General features: G+C 49.6%; 16 protein-coding genes. 6 read left to right on the forward strand and 10 right to left on the reverse strand.

Features of this window, described 5'->3' with window-relative positions:
• Window positions 1-5 precede the first annotated feature (5 nt).
• Both BLX24_RS16025 and BLX24_RS16030 read right to left on the reverse strand, forming a co-directional pair.
• Window positions 6-1,898 carry a TIGR02556 family CRISPR-associated protein gene (locus BLX24_RS16025; RefSeq protein ID WP_071504184.1) on the reverse strand — a complete coding sequence of 631 codons (1,893 nt, stop codon included), beginning with the start codon at window positions 1,896-1,898 and terminating at the stop codon, window positions 6-8.
• Between the two features lie 145 nt (window positions 1,899-2,043).
• Window positions 2,044-2,928: a helix-turn-helix transcriptional regulator gene (locus tag BLX24_RS16030; protein WP_071504185.1), complete on the reverse strand. Its 885-nt coding sequence runs from the start codon at window positions 2,926-2,928 to the stop codon at window positions 2,044-2,046.
• A 259-nt stretch (window positions 2,929-3,187) separates the two neighbouring features.
• On the opposite strand from BLX24_RS16030, the gene BLX24_RS16035 reads away from it, so the two are divergent.
• The 4 genes from BLX24_RS16035 (at window position 3,188) to BLX24_RS16050 (ending at window position 7,565) form a co-directional block, all read left to right on the forward strand.
• Window positions 3,188-3,991, forward strand: coding sequence for a transglutaminase domain-containing protein (locus BLX24_RS16035; protein ID WP_071504186.1), 804 nt, complete (start codon window positions 3,188-3,190; stop codon window positions 3,989-3,991).
• An 85-nt stretch (window positions 3,992-4,076) separates the two neighbouring features.
• Entirely contained in the window at window positions 4,077-5,981 is a 1,905-nt protein-coding gene (locus BLX24_RS16040) for a CocE/NonD family hydrolase (RefSeq protein WP_071504187.1), read from the forward strand.
• Window positions 5,982-6,082: 101 nt separating this feature from the next.
• Window positions 6,083-6,772, forward strand: a complete 690-nt coding sequence (locus BLX24_RS16045; RefSeq protein ID WP_071504188.1) for a cytochrome b/b6 domain-containing protein — start codon at window positions 6,083-6,085, stop codon at window positions 6,770-6,772.
• Complete coding sequence (locus tag BLX24_RS16050) at window positions 6,735-7,565, forward strand: molybdopterin-dependent oxidoreductase (RefSeq protein WP_071504189.1); 831 nt, start codon at window positions 6,735-6,737, stop codon at window positions 7,563-7,565. The genes BLX24_RS16045 and BLX24_RS16050 overlap by 38 nt, the downstream gene beginning before the upstream one ends.
• A 179-nt stretch (window positions 7,566-7,744) precedes the next feature.
• Here BLX24_RS16050 and BLX24_RS16055 read toward each other — a convergent pair whose 3' ends face one another.
• From BLX24_RS16055 to BLX24_RS16085, 7 genes are all read right to left on the reverse strand, one after another.
• Window positions 7,745-8,386: a YceI family protein gene (locus tag BLX24_RS16055; RefSeq protein WP_229201824.1), complete on the reverse strand. Its 642-nt coding sequence runs from the start codon at window positions 8,384-8,386 to the stop codon at window positions 7,745-7,747.
• A 53-nt stretch (window positions 8,387-8,439) separates the two neighbouring features.
• Window positions 8,440-9,267, reverse strand: a complete 828-nt coding sequence (gene ygiD, locus BLX24_RS16060) for a 4,5-DOPA-extradiol-dioxygenase (protein ID WP_071504347.1) — start codon at window positions 9,265-9,267, stop codon at window positions 8,440-8,442.
• A 173-nt stretch (window positions 9,268-9,440) separates the two neighbouring features.
• Window positions 9,441-9,833, reverse strand: a complete 393-nt coding sequence (locus BLX24_RS16065) for a response regulator (RefSeq protein WP_071504191.1) — start codon at window positions 9,831-9,833, stop codon at window positions 9,441-9,443.
• Window positions 9,834-9,835: 2 nt separating this feature from the next.
• Entirely contained in the window at window positions 9,836-10,432 is a 597-nt protein-coding gene (locus BLX24_RS16070; protein WP_071504192.1) for a biliverdin-producing heme oxygenase, read from the reverse strand.
• A 5-nt stretch (window positions 10,433-10,437) separates the two neighbouring features.
• Window positions 10,438-10,884 carry a response regulator gene (locus BLX24_RS16075; RefSeq protein ID WP_071504193.1) on the reverse strand — a complete coding sequence of 149 codons (447 nt, stop codon included), beginning with the start codon at window positions 10,882-10,884 and terminating at the stop codon, window positions 10,438-10,440.
• A gap of 26 nt (window positions 10,885-10,910) precedes the next feature.
• Window positions 10,911-13,175 (reverse strand): ATP-binding protein, encoded by a 2,265-nt coding sequence (locus BLX24_RS16080; protein ID WP_262482993.1) that lies wholly within the window; start codon window positions 13,173-13,175, stop codon window positions 10,911-10,913.
• A gap of 146 nt (window positions 13,176-13,321) precedes the next feature.
• A complete protein-coding gene (locus BLX24_RS16085; RefSeq protein WP_071504194.1) occupies window positions 13,322-13,759 on the reverse strand; it encodes a response regulator in 438 nt (145 codons plus the stop codon).
• A gap of 202 nt (window positions 13,760-13,961) precedes the next feature.
• Here BLX24_RS16085 and BLX24_RS16090 point away from each other — a divergent pair, with 202 nt between their 5' ends.
• Complete coding sequence (locus tag BLX24_RS16090; protein ID WP_071504195.1) at window positions 13,962-14,558, forward strand: 3-keto-disaccharide hydrolase; 597 nt, start codon at window positions 13,962-13,964, stop codon at window positions 14,556-14,558.
• Between the two features lie 306 nt (window positions 14,559-14,864).
• Here BLX24_RS16090 and BLX24_RS16095 read toward each other — a convergent pair whose 3' ends face one another.
• Complete coding sequence (locus tag BLX24_RS16095) at window positions 14,865-18,563, reverse strand: PAS domain S-box protein (RefSeq protein WP_083422012.1); 3,699 nt, start codon at window positions 18,561-18,563, stop codon at window positions 14,865-14,867.
• A 219-nt stretch (window positions 18,564-18,782) separates the two neighbouring features.
• Between BLX24_RS16095 and BLX24_RS16100 the strand changes: the two genes are divergently transcribed.
• Window positions 18,783-19,115, forward strand: coding sequence for a PKD domain-containing protein (locus tag BLX24_RS16100; protein ID WP_071504196.1), 333 nt, complete (start codon window positions 18,783-18,785; stop codon window positions 19,113-19,115).
• Window positions 19,116-19,125 lie beyond the last annotated feature (10 nt).

Raw genomic sequence — 19,125 nt, forward strand, 5'->3', positions numbered from 1 at the left:
GTCTCTTAATTATTAGTTTTGTTTTCGTTAGTTTCTGTTTTTTCAATTCGGAAGCGGTAGGCCATTTCTAAGCCTGCCACAAAATAGAAGGACAACTCGTTGTTGGAGATAGACGGCAGTTTATGACTATTTAAGGTAAAATATTCACTTATGATTTGACTCAATGGTTCATAACGCCTGCCATAATCTCGGTACTGCACTAATTTAGCCATCGTTTCAAGATAGACTGTTTTCAACGTTTCCGGGTTAAGATTATATCCCTTTAATTTTTTTTCAAAAGGCGTCCCACCTAATTCCCGTTGCTGAATATTAAGTAATAGTCTTACCAGAACGCCTACAGCAAAAATGCCTACTTTGTAACTATCATCTAAAAAACTTGGATTATCTGCAACGAACTGTCGAAACAGATTTTCATCGAACGCCCGTCCGTATTTTTCCTCTATACGGGTTTCTTCAGTTAAATCTTCAGCTTGCATAAGTATGGTTTGGTTTGTGGTAATGAGTGATAACTGAGTAAGGTAGTTAATCAGAAGGTGAGCTTTTAAAATAGTTAAACCAGTAGGTTCAAGGTATCCTTCTGATGTTTGTGCTTTATTGTAGTTTGACCGAATCTGCGCCATGAAACGGCTGTATAACGTCTGTTGGTTAATTGGAAGTCCAACAAATACATCATTCATAATTCCATAGAAGTCATCTTCATAGAATTGCTTGAAAAGCCCAAACGAAAAGGTTAGATTTTGCGGTTCTTTCTTGATGCGATAGGCCGCTTTATACAAAGGGCTAGAGTTAACAGCTGCCGGAACTTCGGAAAACAACTTACGAAAACGAGAAGGTAAAATCTCTTCGAGCAACAGCCTTATTTTTATTGCTTTCGTGGTTGGATTCTCTTCAAAAAAAAGCAGATTTAACGTGAAGTAATTATCTGCTTTACCTATCTCCTGCATAATCCGATCCTCTACCCGTTTTTCTCTTTCAGCCTCTGACAGTTGGAACTCCAGTCCTGTGATTAACTTTAAAGCTTTTTCCAAACCCTTGGTATCGGTACGTAAAATCGTTTTAGGAATGGCGAAATAGCTACTGCCATAGAAATACCGTTTTAGTTTTTGGGTGACATACTTCTGTCCATGTTCGAACTCCAGAGAACAGTCCGAGCAGATGGGGTAGTTTTTCCAGTTTCCACGCTGATCAAAGAATCCACTTACCATCCCCGGTTTATCGACCGTAGCGTACTTAAACGGTGAAGCAAACCCATGTAACAACGGTTTCTTTTTGAGACAGACTGAACACAACTGGTCTTTACCCTGTGAGCTTACGCCGTATTTCTCTGATTTACCCGATGTACCACTGAGTAAAACCTGTTGTTGAAAAGTAGGAAAATCAGACAAATACAAACGCGTACCATCAGACTCAAAACAGATACTAAATCCGGACGACTGCTGCCGCTTTTTATCCATTTGCCCATAAGCACTTTTCAAGGATTCGAGAACAGTTTCATATTCAACAGTAAGTCGATGTTGTAAGGCCAATAATAATCTTAGGTCTTTCTGAAAGTTTAATACACGACTTAAAGCAATCACATTTTTTAACTGAACTGTTAGCAGAGTATTTAATTTCTTTGTTAAGTCTCCTGTTTTTGTCGTAAACGTAATATCGCCACCTCGTGACGATCCCCCCCTATACAGATACTTTTGATAGGTTTTCTCGCTCACTTTCTCAACGTCAACCCCTCTAAATTGGCAACTTTGTTGACCATCTTGCTCAGTAAGCGAGAAAACCGCCAGTATCATATCGTAGTTAATGCCAGGGAACATATTTTGAACATACAACATGTATGGCTCCGCTTGACTCTCTTTTTGAAGAGTCAGGCGTCCAATTGCAGCTATTGCTTTATCCTGCATAAGTGTGCATATATTTTATATCTTTTATCCTTAATCTGCCGACGTCTAAAAAGGTAAGTCAGCTTTCATTATTTTTTTTCAAAGGTCAGAAAAGGCTGTGACAACTTGTGTCACAGTGCTCACAGGCGAGTGTATTGCTCCCCATTCACCACAACCGCTCCCCTACCCGCCCTTCCAGATAATCCCGGAACCCGGCCGGCCCCGTCACCCTGATCTCGCCCGGCAAGCCAAGTACAAACCGGCCAATGCCGATATAACTGTACACCTCGCCCCGAAACACGTAAGGGAACAAACTGTCAGGCTGTGGCAGCAGAAACGCACGGGCAGCCGGATACTCTTCGTAGAGCAGCCGGTAAGCCCGCAAACTCAGCTGCAGGGTCACCACAATCGGGGCAGCCCCCGACCAGCCAAAGGCATCGACAACCGGTTCGGCCACCGCATGTGTAGCATCAACGGTCAGTACTTCTACATCCTCCATCCGGCTGATCTTGAAACTCCTCCGTTCAGCGCTCTCGTGATCATACGCCCACAGCAGGGCGTAATTATCGGTAAACCACTTTGGCTCAATAACCCGCGTCGAAATCGTATTCGAACGCGCTGACTGGTATTTCACCAGCCGGACCTGTTTCTGCTCCTCAATCGCCTGATTCAACCGGTCAATCATCCGGCCCAGATGTCGGTCGTGCAACTCATCAGCCAGCGGCACCAACTCCCCAGACATATGCAGTTTACGCCGGATACTCATGCCCAGGGTATGGGTTGGCGGAAGCGATGCCAGTAACTTTTGCAGCTCCGCCGTCTCCTCCGGCGTAAACAGGGGCCGCGCCGTTGAGCCAGGCTCAAATAAAAAATACTGGTTTGTTTGCGGGTTACTATCAATTAAATACCCAATTTCACCCAGGAGCGCCAGATAACGGTATACCGTCCGGACATTCGTTTCCAGCAGTACGGCCAACTGACCAATGGTGTGGGGCTGCTTTAACAGGCGGATCAACGTAAAGAGGCGTAAAAGTTTCTGCTGTGGAATCATTTCATTGTATTAATGCATGCTCAAATAAGTCGTTTTTTATACAACAAAGCAACATTAACGCAGCAACCGTTTATTTTTCGGTTATCTAATTTTTATTTTTTCTAACATTTTTTCCGCCAAACAGTTACTCCTCTGTATCTCATGAAAACTCCGTCAACTTTTGGTGGATACCCACAGCAGACGATAACTACAGGAAACGATAACCAACTGTAGAACCGCAGGATACTGCGGCTCTGCGAACAGACATTTACGATACGTTATGAAAATACAGGCAGGGTGCGAGCTGCGGTTTACGGCCGAAGCCGATGTACCCATCATTCTGATGCTCCGCCCCCGCTCGGGCGATGCGCAGTGGATCGTCAGTGATCAATACCTGATCGATCCCGTTGTTCCCGTCACCGAATTCACCGATAGCTACGGTAATCTTTGTCAGCGACTGGTCGTTCCGGCCGGGCCGTTCACGGTCAGCACCTCCACGCAGGCAGAAACCGCCGACGAGATCGATGTGGCCGTTGGTGCACCCTATACGCCCGTGCAGGACCTGCCGACCGACGTTCTGGGTTTTCTGCTCGCCAGCCGCTACTGCCCGTCTGACCAACCGGCCATCGCAAAACAGGCAGCGGCTATCGTAGACGGGCTGTTACCTGGCTACAATCAGGCGGAAGCCATCCGGAAATGGATTCACGAACAGATTACCTATCAATATGGCACCAGCAATGCCCAGACGTCAGCCCTGGAAACGCTCGAAAACCGCATTGGTGTCTGCCGCGACTTTACCCATCTGGGCATTGCCCTGTGCCGCAGCCTCAACATCCCGGCGCGGATGGTGGTCGGTTACCTGCACGAGCTGGACCCGATGGATCTGCACGCATGGTTTGAGGCATTTGTCAACGGCCGCTGGTATACGTTCGATGCCACCCAGGCCGTACCCAAAGGAAACCGCATCAGCGTAGCCTATGGCCGTGATGCCGCCGACGTTGCTTTTGTGACCCAGTTCGGGCCGATGACATTAGACAATATGGAGGTCTGGGTGAAACCGGCCGACACCGACACACCAACTTAAGAAGCATATTCCCTAATCTACGCACGGGCATTGGTGTTTTTGTGGCTGACTTTGCAGAAATTGCTTTAAATTTTATCGTCAACACATGAATCGTTACTTCCTGACGCTCATGAGCTGCCTGGTGGCCCTGAGCACCTTTGCCCAAACTACATTCGTACGGGATACGTACCAGAAATTTGAGTACCAGATTCCGATGCGGGATGGTACTAAACTGCACACGGCGGTGTATGTCCCCAAAGACGCATCGGCAACCAATACCTATCCGTTTCTGATGCAGCGGACCTGCTACAGCGTGGCACCCTACGGCCCCGACCAGTATCCGCAGCGCCTCGGCCCGTCGCCAACGCTGATGCGCGACAAATATATCTTTGTTTATCAGGACGTTCGCGGCCGGTGGATGTCAGAAGGCACCTGGACCAACATGACGCCCAATATTCCGGATCCGGCACCGGCTCCCGCTAAAAAAGGAAGCAGGAAAGGACCGGCTCCCGCCACCACGGCCGGATCGCCCGACGAAAGCTCCGACACCTTCGATACCATTGAGTGGCTGCTGAAAAACGTGAAATTCAACAACGGACGCGTCGGCCAGTGGGGTATCTCCTACCCGGGCTTTTATACCGTCGCCGGTGCGGTCGATGCGCATCCGGCCCTGAAAGCGTCTTCGCCCCAGGCACCGGTCTCCGACTTCTTCTTCGACGACTTCCACCACAACGGCGCCTTTATTCAGTCGTATATTTTCACGTATCCCGTTTTTGGCCTGCAACACCCGAAGCCAACGACGGAGGCGTGGTATAACAACGAGTTTATCAAAACCGGCACCAAAGACGGCTACCAGTGGCAGTATGACCTGGGCCCGCTGAAAAACGCGGATAAATACTACAAAGACAACTTTTACTGGAAGGAAACCGTCGAACACCCGAACTACGACGAATTCTGGCAGAAACGCAGCATCCTGCCTCATCTCAAAAATATCAACCATGCTGTGATGACCGTCGGCGGCTGGTTCGATGCCGAGGATTTGTATGGTCCGTTGAACGTCTACAAAACCATCGAAAAAAACAACCCGAACACGTATAATACCCTGGTAATGGGTCCGTTCGGCCACGGCCGCTGGTCGGCCGAAACCGGTCATACGCTCCACAGCAACGTGTATTTCGGCGACAGCATTGCCACCTTCTACCAGCGGAACATTGAGGCGAAATTCTTCAGCCATTTCCTGAAAGGGACGGGCGACGGCAAAACCGGCCTGCCGGATGCGTACTTGTTTGATACGGGTAAAAAAGAATGGAAAACCTTTGACAAATGGCCGGCCAAAGACGCGCAGAATCTGACATTCTACCTTTCGTCGACCGGTAAACTGGCGAGCAGTGCAGGCAATGGCTATTCAGAATTTGTCAGCGATCCGATGAAGCCGGTGCCAAGCAGCGAAAACTACGCCGAGATGTTAGGCTTTACGCCCTTTAATTACATGTCGGAAGACCAGCGGTTTGCGGCCCGCCGCCCTGATGTACTGGTTTTCCAGACCGAACCACTGACCGACGACCTGACCCTTGGCGGCGAGATCACGGCCAAACTAAAAGTAAGCACAACCGGCACCGACGCCGACTGGGTGGTTAAGCTCATCGATGTGTATCCGGCCGACGAACCGGACCATGCCTACATGCCCAACAAGACCGTTCACCTGAGCAACTACCAGCAAATGGTACGGTCGGAAGTGATGCGGGGCCGTTTCCGGAATTCGTTTGAGAAACCCGAGCCGTTTGAGCCCGGCAACGTAACCGACGTGAATTTCCGCGTACAGGATGTGCTGCATACCTTCAAAAAAGGGCACCGGATCATGATTCAGGTACAAAGCACCTGGTTTCCGCTCATCGACCGCAATCCGCAGAAGTTTGTACCGAACATCTTCAAGGCCGATGAAGCAGACTTTCAGAAAGCAACCCACCGCGTTTATGATAGTTCGGCTGTTGAGGTGCAGGTATTAAAATGAATGAATAATGGAAAATGAATAATGTATAATGGCTACCACGAGGCCCGCGTTTATACACGTTAATTTTCCATTGTTCATTATTCATCATACATTTTATACAAATGAAGCGGATCATTGACAATAAACACCCGTTGGCTATCCGGTGGTTTCACTGGGTCAACTTCCCGCTGCTGGGCATCATGATCTGGAGCGGGCTTCTGATTTACTGGGCGTATCACCCCTATAAAATTCAGGTAGGTGACTGGGTGCTGGTCAAATTTTTCCCCGACTGGCTGTTCATTGCCCTGAAGCTCCGGCGGCGTCTGGCCGAAGGCATGGCGTGGCATTTTGTGTTCATGTGGCTGTTTATGCTCAACGGATTATTCTATGTGGGTTATACCTGGCTTTCGGGCGAATGGCGCTATCTTATCCCCGACCGGCATTCCTTCCGGGAGGCGTGGGACGTGGTGCTGCACGATCTGGGTATCCGGAAAATAGCGCCGCTGCAAACCAAGTATAATGCGGCCCAGAAGATTGCCTATTCGGGTGTGATTCTGATGGGGCTGGGCTCGTTACTTACCGGTCTGGCCATTTACAAACCCATCCAGTTTGCGTGGGTCACCTGGCTGTTTGGCGGCTACACGTCGGCGCGGGTTATTCATTTTGCGCTGACCATGGGCTACCTTTTATTTTTTGTCGTACACATTCTACAGGTCATCCGCGCCGGATGGAACAACTTCAGAAGTATGGTCGCAGGCTTTGATGTAATTGATTATGGAAACACAGGACAATCAGAACGAACAGATGCCTAACCTGCCCGAACGCGACGAACTGACCACGGAGCAGCAAATCCGCCGGCGCACCATCAAGGCCTTTGCCCTGTTCGGGGCGGCAAGCCTTGTACCGTTTGGTGTCTGGAAATGGATTCAGCAGCAGCCCAAAGTCAACGGTTTACCCAAAACGTTCCGGACCGTACTGGGTGGCAACGAAGCGATTGCGAGTCTGTTTCTGAGCCATAATCACCTTGCGCCTACGTTTCCGCCCGAAGATGCCGCCAAAAAGGTGCGGGTCAACGGCTCGGATGGTATGAAAGGCGATTTTGACCCCGCAACCTGGTCACTCAAGGTTGAGCAGACCGCTTCCGGCGAGGCCAACCGCCGTTTTACCCTGTTGCTGGAAGACATTAAAGCCTTGCCTAAAGTAGAGCAGGTGATTGAGTTTAAGTGTGTCGAAGGCTGGAGTCAGATTCAGCACTGGGGTGGCGCCCGCTTTGCTGATTTCGTTGCGAAATACGGAGTCGGCACCCGCAGCGGCCACCCGGCACAATCGGCCGGAGACTGGTATCAGTATGTGGGTTTGGAAACGCCCAACGGCGGCTATTATGTCGGGCTGGATATCGAAAGTGCCCTGCACCCGCAGACCCTGCTTGCCTACGAAATGAACGGGCAACCCCTGACCGGTCCGCACGGCGCCCCGTTGCGGCTGCTGATTCCGGTAAAATACGGGGTCAAAAACCTTAAGCGCATCGGCCGTATTTTCTTCACCGACCAACGCCCGCGCGACTTCTGGCACGAACGGGGATATGATTATTTCGTGGGATTATAACTAATTACGATTTACGAAGGACAATTTACGATATGAATGATGCGAGAAAGCAGCTACACAGTTTTCTGCATCTTTTTAAATCGTAAATCGTACTTTGTAAATCGTAATTTAAAATTGTGCCACCACTACAAGTATCCAGTATCAAGCATCCGGATCATCCAGTATTCAGCCTATCCGGTTTACTTACCAGCTACCATTTTCAGGTCCAGCGTAAACTTATCGTCAATGATTTTGTCGGCGGCCGTACCGATGATAGCCGCGCGGTATTTAATGTCATAATCAACCCGGTTGATTTCAACTTTGGCTGATGCTTCTGCCGTATTGCCAGATACGGTCACCACCGCAGGGAAAGTTACCGGCTTTGTGATGCCTTTGATGGTCAGGTCACCCGATACCGTGTAGTTGGGTGCACCCGCCGCCGCACCGGCAATCGGGGCCACTTTAGTGATTTTAAATGTCGATGTCGGGTTTTTCTCGGTCGAGAAGAAATCATCTGATTTCAGGTGACCCACCAGACGGCCGTTCATGCCTTCGTTGGTGATGTCGGTGTCTTTGATCGACGTCATATCGGCTACGAAACTGCCGCCGGTCAGCTTATTGCCGTCAAGGGTCAGCTCGCCTTTCGAGAAATTGACTGTACCACTGTGCTCTCCGCCAACTTTTTTAGCATTCCAGCCGATGCTGCTTTTTGCTACGTCAACGGTATACGTTGCGGCTTTTTTCGCTTTTTTTTCGATACCCGCAGGTGTTTTGGTAGTGGCAGAAGCAGACGTTCCGGCCAGCAGAATAGCTGCCGCTAAGGCAAGGGCAAGTTGTTTCATTTTCATTGTGATTGGTTGATTTTTGTGTATTACAGGATTTAAGTAATTCGTTTTCAGCCGATTTTAACAGAGGTCATGGTCAGCGAGCCACCAACGGCACGGTCGTTGAAAAACGAGACCGCATCGTTTTTATCCTGCAAACCAAGCGTATACAGCAGCGGATAGTAGTGGTCGGGGGTCGGGATAGCCAGTTTGGCGGCCTGTCCCATCGACTCATACTCAATCAGCGGCTTGTGACTACCTGCGGTAATGTGTTTTTTAAACAGGTTATTCATGTCGTGGGCCCAGTCGAAACCGTATTCCGGCTCGTTCAGTTTATTCCAGGCTACCATCCTCAGGTTATGCACCATGTTGCCGCTACCGATAATCAACACGCCTTTTTTACGGAGCGCGGTCAGCTCCTTAGCGAGATCATAATGGTATTGAGCGGGTTTATAAAAATCAATACTTAGCTGTAAAACAGGGACATTAGCCTGTGGGTACATGTGGCGCACGATGGTCCAGGTCCCGTGGTCGAGGCCCCATTCGTGATCAAGTCCAACGGGCGTCGATTTAATAAGCTGCTGCGTTTCGAGGGCCAGGGCGGGGCTGCCCGGTGCCGGATACTGCACGGCAAATAACGCCTGCGGAAAGCCGCCGAAGTCATGGATGGTTTTGGGATGCTCCATCGCCGTCACGTGGGTGCCACGTGTCAGCCAGTGGGCAGAGACAACCAATACGGCCGTTGGGGTCGGTATTTCCTTGCCAAGCGTTGCCCAATACTGGCTGAATGCATTATTTTCTATGCCATTCATTGGCGAACCATGGCCAATAAATAACACAGGCATTGTCTCCGTTTTCAGAAACGGATCCGTAATATTCTTTAAGGATTGTAAGTTCATAGCTACTCCTCCGGTGGTTAGCAAGCCGATGGCCCGTAAAAATTCTGTTCTGTTCATAAACCATGGGAATAACAGCACAATTAACGGGATAAATTCCAAATCCAGTTGTTAACAGCTTGTTAATGATTCTAAACAGAATGTGAATAGAGGAAATAGCCCGGCAACAGCCAGCCTCAGCGAGGCTGATTAACCGGAACGGCCATACGGTCCAGGACTTCTGCCACACAGGTACGGATGGTGTTCAGCGAAAACGGCTTGGGCAAAAAACCGTCTACCGGCAACTCATTGGCCAGCCGGTCGCCGTGTTTATGACTTGAAAACAAAATGATCGGAATATGCACGGTTGCCGGATCCGACTTAAGTTTACGGATTACGGCACTGCTGTCAGAGGTATGCATGTAATAATCCATCAGAATAAGATCCGGTTTCAGATGACGGACTTCTGCCACCACATCCTGTAAACGGGATTGGGTGATGACATCATACTGCTTACGCAGCACTCTGGGCACTAACTCCCGCATATCGGCATCATCATCGTATAATAAAACAGACAGGCGTAAACTCATAATCAGACAAATCGTTCAGGTTGTTCAACGGGTGTAGAAAGGGACAGAAACAGTTCACGATATGCCTGAAAGGCCGCTAATGCTCCCCCGACAACTTGATCTTCGTGTCCGATTGCCAAACCCGACAAAAAGCTCCTGAAGGTCTGCCACCGGTTTCCGGTTTCAGGGCCATATCCTTCATAAAAAGCCGAATGCTGTGCAGCCTGTGGTAAATGCCGGTTTTTCTTCAGCGCATTACTGATAAACCGGCTTCCGAGTGTCGACCCTTCGGCCACATACGCTGCTCCAAGCAACTGGTAAGGGGTCCAGTTCCGGAAAAAATCCATATCGATATCCGGTAACTCTTCATCCATCGCTTTGATGTCTGTCAGCAAACCCGGTGTTTTCCGGCGCTGCGTAGCTTCGTAGCCGGCAAAAAAACCGGCATGTTGCCGGATAGCGGCTTCTAAAGGCGCATGAAAAGCAAAATTGACTGCCAGCAGGAGTTTATATTCATCCGGGGTTAGCTCACCGGCCATAATCCGTGGGCCCAGTAACAGCGCCTCGGTCATTTCGTGCAGCGATTTTGTTTCTTCTTTTAATCTTGCTAAGACAGACATAACGTTTAGTATTGTGCGCGGCCCGTATGCGGGTCAACGCGATTTTCATTGATCCAGAAATCCAGCACCCGCAACATTGTCTGGCTCAATGCCCGATAGCCCCCTGGTTTAATAACATACGCATTGACACCAAGCTCGTAAGCGCGGCGGATATCCGTCGGGCTTTCGGACGTACTATAGACCACCACCGACAGATATTTGGTCCGTTTGTTTGCCCGTAGTTGCTGTAACACCTCAAATCCGTTTAACCCTGGCAGGTTCAGGTCAACCATAACGAGTTTGGGCAAAAAAGTCAGCTGCCCCTCGAAAGGTCCCTTTTCCAACAGATAATTCAGCGCTTCTCCCCCCGTCTCAAACAGCTGAAAGGTATAGGGCTGATCTATTTTCTTTAATAGCCGGGCAAAGATGTTGATCTCATCCTTGTTGTCTTCAATATAAAGTACGTCCAGCATAAATCTTTCTGATTAATACAATGGCTTTACTGTGATTGTACCGGCTTAGGAAATGACACATAAAAGGTTGTTTGCCGGTTCGGTTCACTGTCAAACCAGACTTTCCCGTTGTGTCTGCCCAGAATCCGTTTCAGGATAGCCAGCCCTACCCCACTACCTTCATAATCCTGTGCGTTTTCCAGCCGCTTGAACAGTTCAAACATTTTGCCGGCCTGCCGCATGTCAATGCCGATACCGTTATCCTGCACCGAGTAGGTCACTTCACGATCATGTTCTATACCATCAACAATTACAATAGCCGGTTGTTTATCCCGGGTGTATTTTACCGCGTTGGATAGCAAGTTACTGAAGATCTGTAACACCATTGTATGGTCTCCGTAAACAGGTGGTGTGTTTTTAATGATCAACTGCAGCGCCCGGCTTTTTTCGGTGGCGACAATTTCTTCCCGGAGAATGGTCAGCATCGACGCCATGTCGAGCATCTGCGCATTGAGCTCCGTACGCCCCATCCGCGAATAATGCAGAATGTTCCGGATCAGTGATGTCATCCGGTCGGAGGCCGCGATAATTTTGTTCAGCAGATCCTGAACGTCGTCGTTCAGTTCGTCGCTGTATTCTTCCAGAATGATTTCAGAATAACTTTTAACCGACGAAAGCGGCGTTCGCAAATCATGAGACACCGTATAGCTGAAGGCATCCAGCTCTTCGTAAGCCACCCGGAGCTGCTCATTCAGTATCCGGATATGGTTGGCTTTCTGGTTGATGATTTGCAGGATATCTTCCCGTAGTTTTAATGCGGTCGCGATTTCAACCTCGCGCCAGGGCTCTGACTGGTTCCGGACCTCCTGCGTCCATTTCTCAAAACTTTTCCGCGGACTGATGCGGGCTTCTCCCGATGCATCGACCGTAACGGGCTTGTCGGGATTACCGGCCCAGTCTACCTGCGTGATCCGCTCCGGCTTAAACCACAGGATATACTCATCCAGCTCCCGCGACAACTCAATGACCAGCAGGCCCGATGCGACTTCACGGTACGTTTCTGCACCCTGCATCAAATTTGGCAACTGACTGGTTTGCAGAATTGTATCTGTAGAGGTCAGTTTAATCCATTCAATAATATCTTTGACCTGTTCCGGTGAAGGCGTTTTGCCCAGCGTATGCACTTCTCCGTTTAAGGAGACGGCAACGCCAATGGCAGAGTTGATATCCAGTGCCGTGACAGGATGGTCTAACAACCCTTTTTTAATATCCCAGTCGCGCAGCATTTGCTCCTGCAAGACCTGCTCCTGATTGCGGATCTGACGCCAAAACGCCAGGTCGTCTTCATTTTTGCGGAACTCCAGCGATGCCGAAAGCAACTGAGCAATAAATTTGGCCGACATCCGCGTCGGGTAATCGATAAACCGCGGCGAATAATGATGGCAGGCAATCAGCCCCCACAACTCGCCGCGATACATGAGCGAGATCGACATAGACGACTGTACGCCCATGTTTTTCAAGTACTCAATATGAATCGGCGAGACTGCCCGCAGCACCGAATGGGTCAGGTCAAAGGGCTTTTTCCGGTCGGCATACAACACGGGATAAATCGGTATGCTTTCCTGATTTACGTCGGTTATGCAACGGACAAGGTTGATTTTGTATAATTCGCGGGCCTGCCGGGGAATGTCGGAGGCCGGATAATGAAGCCCTAAAAACGGCTCAAGATGGTCTTCTTTCTCTTCCGCCACGACATGGCCGTGCCAGTCTTCGCTGAAGCGGTAGATCATGACCCGGTCATAGCCGGTCAGGTCCTTAACTTTCCGGGCCGCGCTGTTGAGGAGTTCATCCATTGTCCGGCTGGCCTGTACATCGGCCAGGGCCTGAGCCACCCGTTGCTGGAGCAGAAAACCATTCGACAGATCGTCGGTTGGCTCAAATTCAAGCACTAACGCTCCGTCATGTACGTGCAGGATAATATTGGCTGGTTCATTATTAATTTCCAGCCGGTAAGGATTCAGTGAATCAGGTTGCCGGTTGCGGAGCGCTACATTAATAATTTCCAGTAAACTACTGCCATTCACATTTGTATTGGCCAGCAGAGCGTCTACGCGCTTTCCGATCAGCTCCTGTACCGGAATACCGGACAGGATATGTGTATTTTCACTGGCCTGGACAATAACAAAATCATCGGGCCGGATAACAACAAGAAAGCCATGGGCCTGAATCCGGCCAGGCATATGAATGGGTTCCCGTTCGCAATTGGTCAGGTCTACCTGAAACAGCGGCGATTGATCATCAGAAAGCGACAAAACGTTGAGTGTTTGAATGCGTACTAAACAAATATATTGCTATCAGCAAAACATAGGTCAACATGAAGCTAAACTGTTATCCTGCGGGACAAAAAACTTACTGAACGCACCGGAATAAACGTTTTATAAAAACCCTTTAGCGGGAGCTAAACGGTTTTTACCGCATCATACCAATAATTCCGGATAGCCCGTAAACAGTGTTGCCATTCAGAATAACTGGCAGGTTTCGCAATAAATGACGAAGCACCTTGCCGGTACGACTCCAAAACATCCATATCATCGTCCGACGAGGTCAGCATCACCACAGGGGTCAGCCGCCATTTGGGATGATTGCGGAGAAAGTCCAGTAACTGCCAGCCATCGTTACGATCCGGCAGATGAATATCCAGCAAAATCAGCTTAGGATAAGCGCCATAAGCAATCGTTTCCGGTTTCTCCAGATACACCTTTGCTTCTTCTATACTTTGTTTATACGCGGTATTTGCCTCCGGAAATACCTTTTGCATGGCACGGTCCACTATCTCAATCACCGCAGGATTGTCATCAATAAATAAGACCGGAAAGCCACGTGATGTCTTATGCATGCTATCTTTTTAGAACGCCCCTTATATCATCAGGCGTTTATGTGGGTAATAAGTGTCTAAAATTACCAAAAGTTAAGTTAAAATAACACACATTTACTTATTAGTAAACATACTTTATTGCTTCACAACCCCGGTAAGTTGTTTTTACAGAAAAAGATCAGTAAAGTTGGTTGGAACTCGCTTTTACAAAAAACACTATGGTATGAAACAATACATATTAATGCTGGCCGTAGCCCTGATTAGCCTCAGCATGGCTCCGGCAAAAAAAATCCGCTTATTCAACGGAAAAGATTTAACCGGCTGGAAAATCTACGGCACCGAAAAATGGTATGTCGACAATGGCGAGTTGATTTGCGAAAGCGGCCCCGACAAAGGCTACGGTTACCTGGCGACCGAAGCATTCTACAAAAATTTTGACCTTTCCGTTCAGTTTAAACAGGAAGCCAACGGCAACAGCGGTGTCTTTTTCCGGTCTACCATCGAGGGCACTAAAATCAGCGGCTGGCAGGTTGAAGTAGCCCCGCCAAACCACGACACCGGCGGTATCTACGAATCATACGGCCGTGGCTGGCTCGTTCAGATTCCCGACGAAAAAGAAAATATCCTGAAAGCCGGCGAATGGAACACCATGCGGATCCGCGTTGAAGGCGATCACGTACAAACCTGGCTCAACGGTAAACCGATGGTCGATATGACCGATGCAAAAATCGGGGCGGCCAACGGCTCGGTAGCCCTCCAGATTCACGATGGCGGCGGCATTAAAGTCCGCTGGCGAAAACTGGAACTGAAAGAAATTTAAGGCTCCCGCCCCACCCCGTACGGGCGACCCCACGTGGTCGCCCAAAGCCAAAAATGGTGCCCAAAGCTCGCTTGTTCGCCCAAAGCCCAAAATGGTGCCCAAAGCTCGCTTGTTCGCCTAAAGCCAAAAATGGTGCCCAAAGCTCGCTTGTTCGCCTAAAGCCAAAAATGGTGCCCAAAGCTCGCTTGTTCGCCTAAAGCCAGGAAAAGAACAATAAAAAAGGGCGACCACGTGGGGTCGCCCGTACATATCAATAGCATAAGCAATGGCATGAGCAATAGCATGGCATAGCCAAGCCAATCCGGTTTATTGAATCAATGGCTGATAGTGTGTCAGAAACTCATCAAACGCTTTCGTTAGCTCAATCAGTTCCTGCGCCAGCAGGCTGGTGTCATTCACTTTGAGTTTGCCTTCGGCTTCTTTGGCAATGTGGGCCACCCGTGAGACACCGATGGTACCGCCACTCCCCTTCAACGTGTGCAGGTTGCTTTTCACGGTCGGAATATCGCCCAGGGCAAAAGCATCATTTGCGCCGTTGACCAGGTCGGTGGCCTCGTTGACAAACTCTTCAAAAATAGAGTCGACCAGCTCCTGACCGCCCAGATCGCGCAACTGGCCCACAATTTCAGGATCGACAATGGGCAGAATCATCTGTTGGGCTATCTCCTGATGCTTCTGCTGAAGCGCTACATCCTGTTTTTTCTGGCTCGACGCATCTACGATCTCCTTCACCTTAGCAATCAGGCTTTGGGCCCGGATCGGTTTGGCCAGATAGTCGTCCAGTCCCTGACTCAGAAAGCGTTCGCGGTCTTCGCGCATCGAATACGCGGTCATGGCCACAATGGTCGGCAGGCTTTTGCCAAACTGCTCCCGCAGGTTGCGTGTCGTTTCGACCCCGTCCATATCCGGCATCTGAATATCCATAAAGACCATATCGAACATCTTATTGTCGGCGCTGCGCTTCTGTACATTCTCAATCGCCTCCGGTCCGCTGCCGGCCGTTGTCACCACGCAGCCCGATTTCCGCAGAATCTCGCTGGCTACCTTCCGGTTAACGGCATTATCATCTACCAGCAACACATCCGGATGGTAGTCTTTGAAGAAATTGATCAGCGTTAATTCATTGGCTTCGGCTGCTGTAACGGTTGGAGCAATAGCCGTTTCTTTCAGTTCAATGATAAACCAGAACGTGCTGCCCATACCGACCACCGATTCTACGCCGACCTCTCCCTTCATCAGGTGCGCCAGCTCTTTCGAAATGGCCAGCCCGAGACCGGTACCGCCAAACGACTTCCGCGACGAGTTATCGACCTGACTGAATGAGTTAAAGAGCAGTTTCAGGTTCTCGGCCGAAATACCGATTCCAGAGTCCTTAACTTCGACTTTGATCCGGTTAAATTTACCTTTCTTACTAACCAGTGATGCCTCAACCCGCACAGACCCGTGTTCGGTAAATTTGATGGCGTTTGAGGTCAGGTTCGACAGAATCTGTAACAGACGTGTCTGATCCGCAATGACATAGGTAGGCAGCTCGGCCGGCAGGTGATACGTCAGCGTATTTCCCTTGGTGGCCGCCTGCTGCCCGAATAAGGCAATGAGTTTATCAAATACCTCGCGGAAGGCAATCGGTGCTTCGTGCAGCACCATCTTGCCGGCTTCGATCTTCGACAGGTCGAGAATATCGTTCAGAATGTTCAGCAGCGTTTCCGACGAGCGTTTGATCGTCCGGACATAATCGTGCTGTTCTTCGTTGAGCGGTGTATCGATCAGGAGGTCAATCATCCCGATCACCCCGTTCATTGGCGTCCGGATTTCGTGGCTCATGTTGGCCAGAAAACGCTCTTTAACTTTCAGCGAGCGTTCGGCTTCTTCCTTCGCTTTTACCAGTTCTGCCGACTGCCGCTTCAGTTCGGTAATGTCGCGGGCAAGGGCAGCAATTACCGTATATTCGCCATGTTCATCCTGCAGGAGCAACATATTGAACATAAACTGACGTTCGGTACTGTCTTTGCGCCGCATGGTTGCCTCAAAATTGCGGAGGCTGTGATTTTGCCGCAGCCGGACGATGGCATGCCGCAATACCGATTTATCGACAAAAAACTGGTTTACATCCTGCCCCATCACTTCATCGGTGGTGTAGCCCATCCGCTTAAACACCGACGGGCTGATCATCGTAATCCGCCCGTCGCGGTCGACACGGCAATAGATATCCTGGAGGTTTTCGAAAATTCCCCGGAATTTCTCCTCGCTTTGCTGCATACTCAGCTGCGCCCGTTTCCGGTTGGTAATGTCACGCGCAATGCCCGACACTTCTTCGATAACCCCGCCCGAGAGCAGAATCGGATTCAGGTGAAACTCAAGCCAGGTCTCCCCCTTATCGGTCTCAAAATGCAGCTCAAAGTTTTGCGGTATGCCCCGGAACGCCTGTTTGTAGCGTTCGGCCAGCATTTTCCGGTTATCATCGCCGATCATCCGCCAGCCAAGCTGGTTGGTGGTCAGGTTGAGGGCAGGCGTTTTACCCAGATGGTGCTCAATCAGCCGGGTATAATTTTTATTGAACGACGTCAGCTGCAGGGCCTTGTTGACCGACCAGATCAGGTATGTACTGCTATCGAATATTGCGTTGAGGCGTGCATTCTGCTTATCGAGGGCTGTTTCATCCTGTTTCCGGGCGATGGCCAGGGCCACCTGCCCCGAAATAAATTCGAGCAGTTCAAGATCGCGGGGGCCGTACTTACGTTCATCGGCATAGGACTTCACCCCGATAATACCCGTAATCTGATCGTCAATGCGGAGTGGCGCCGTCAGCATCACTTTGGGCTGTTTCTGTCCGTACAGGTCGATTTCGTGGTCATCGGCCAGTTGCCGGATATCTTTTTCGTACAGAAACAGCGGTTTATTGGCCCTGATTGTATATTCGGTCAGGCCCGTGCCGAGCCGCCGCTTGGTAAACCGCATATTTCCCGTGAAATATTCATCGATATAGTACGGAAAATGGAGGTATTTTTTATTCTGGTCATAGAGCGCAATGAAGAAATTCCGGGCATCAATGATGTTGCCAAGTTCGCGGTGAATGCGGCTGTACAAATCCTCCAGATTGGGCGAATTCATGGTCCAGTTGGCAATGCTGTAGTACAGCTTCTGCGCTTTTTCGGCCCTGATTTTACTGGTCGTATCGTGCAGAATACACCGGAAAGCCGTTGGCCGACCCTGGTCATAGCGGCAGTTCACACTCCCCGACAGAAAGATGGTACGGCCATTTTTAGACTTAAAAACGGTCTCAAAATGGGGCATCTTCTCGCCATCCTGAATGCGTTTCAGCCGGTCGAACGTAATGTCGACATAATCCGGGTGCAGTACATCGCGCAGATTCAGGGCGGCAATCTGATCGGAACTATAGCCCAGCACCTCTTTCCAGGCCCGGTTCACGAAAATAAACTTACCGTCGAGGGTCAGTAACTGAATCAGATCACTCGTATTGTCGACAAGGTCCTGCAGCTGCGCATTGGAAAACGACAGCGCCGAGGCCACCCGCCGCTTGTTAGTCACGTCTTCGCCGATGAGCGTAAACGAGATCAGATCGCCCGCTATTTTATTGACAATAAATGAGTTCAGCTGTACTTGCCGCAAAGCCCCGCTCCGGGTCAGCAAATCTATTTCTTTCGGTTCAATGAACCCGCCCCGGTTAACGGCATCGGCAAACTCAAGCCGTAGCGCCTCCTGTTCTGAGGCAGGAATCAATGTATTGAAAAAGTCTTTTTCAATGATTTCTTCCGGGCTCCACGCCGTAACCCGATAGGTATACGGATTGGCATAGGTCAGCGTGCCGTCATACTGAATCGTGAGGCCAATCAGATTCAGTTGATCGACGGTATTGCGTACATCAAAGGATGATGCCTGCGATGAGCGCGGTAGTCCATCGAGGGTATTGAGAACATCCAGTTCTTTACTAAGCCGGCGAATATCGGCTACCAGTTCCTGTTTTGTTTTAGCAGACCAGCGCACAGTTACACAGTGGTTAATGGTTGTATGTGGTAATGAAAGGTTAAGTTAGCGAATTTTAGGCCAAAAAGGCGTGCCTTTTCTCAATTCCCGGGAGCATCGTCTATTTTCTGGCCCAAATATTGCTTTTTTACCATTTTATAAATCAGGTATAGTTGATACTGTGTGTTTTAGAGGAGCTATACCTGTGTTTTTGTACATTTGCGGCTAATTTTCTGCTCAATGCATAAGCGCTACCTTTCTTTCTTATTGATTCTGACAGGCTTACAAGCTTGTGAGCCGTATAACCTCCAACGCAACACCTTCAAGGTCTGTGAAAAACCGTCGGCCACCATCGCCTATATCGCGGAAGGATTAACCGTCGAATTTTATCTGACCGGAGAAAAAGGGGAAATCGGTTCAGTAGGCTGGGATCTGGGCGACGGGCAAAACCGTGTCGGCAAACGATTCGTGTATGGCTATCAGAAAGCAGGCACTTACACGGTCAGCATCCTGATGGCGAATTCCTGTAATGATGTCGTTAAGGCATCAACGCAAATCACCGTAAAGCCGTAATTAACCTGAC

The organism is Arsenicibacter rosenii, from assembly GCF_001870735.1.
GTDB lineage: Bacteria > Bacteroidota > Bacteroidia > Cytophagales > Spirosomataceae > Arsenicibacter > Arsenicibacter rosenii.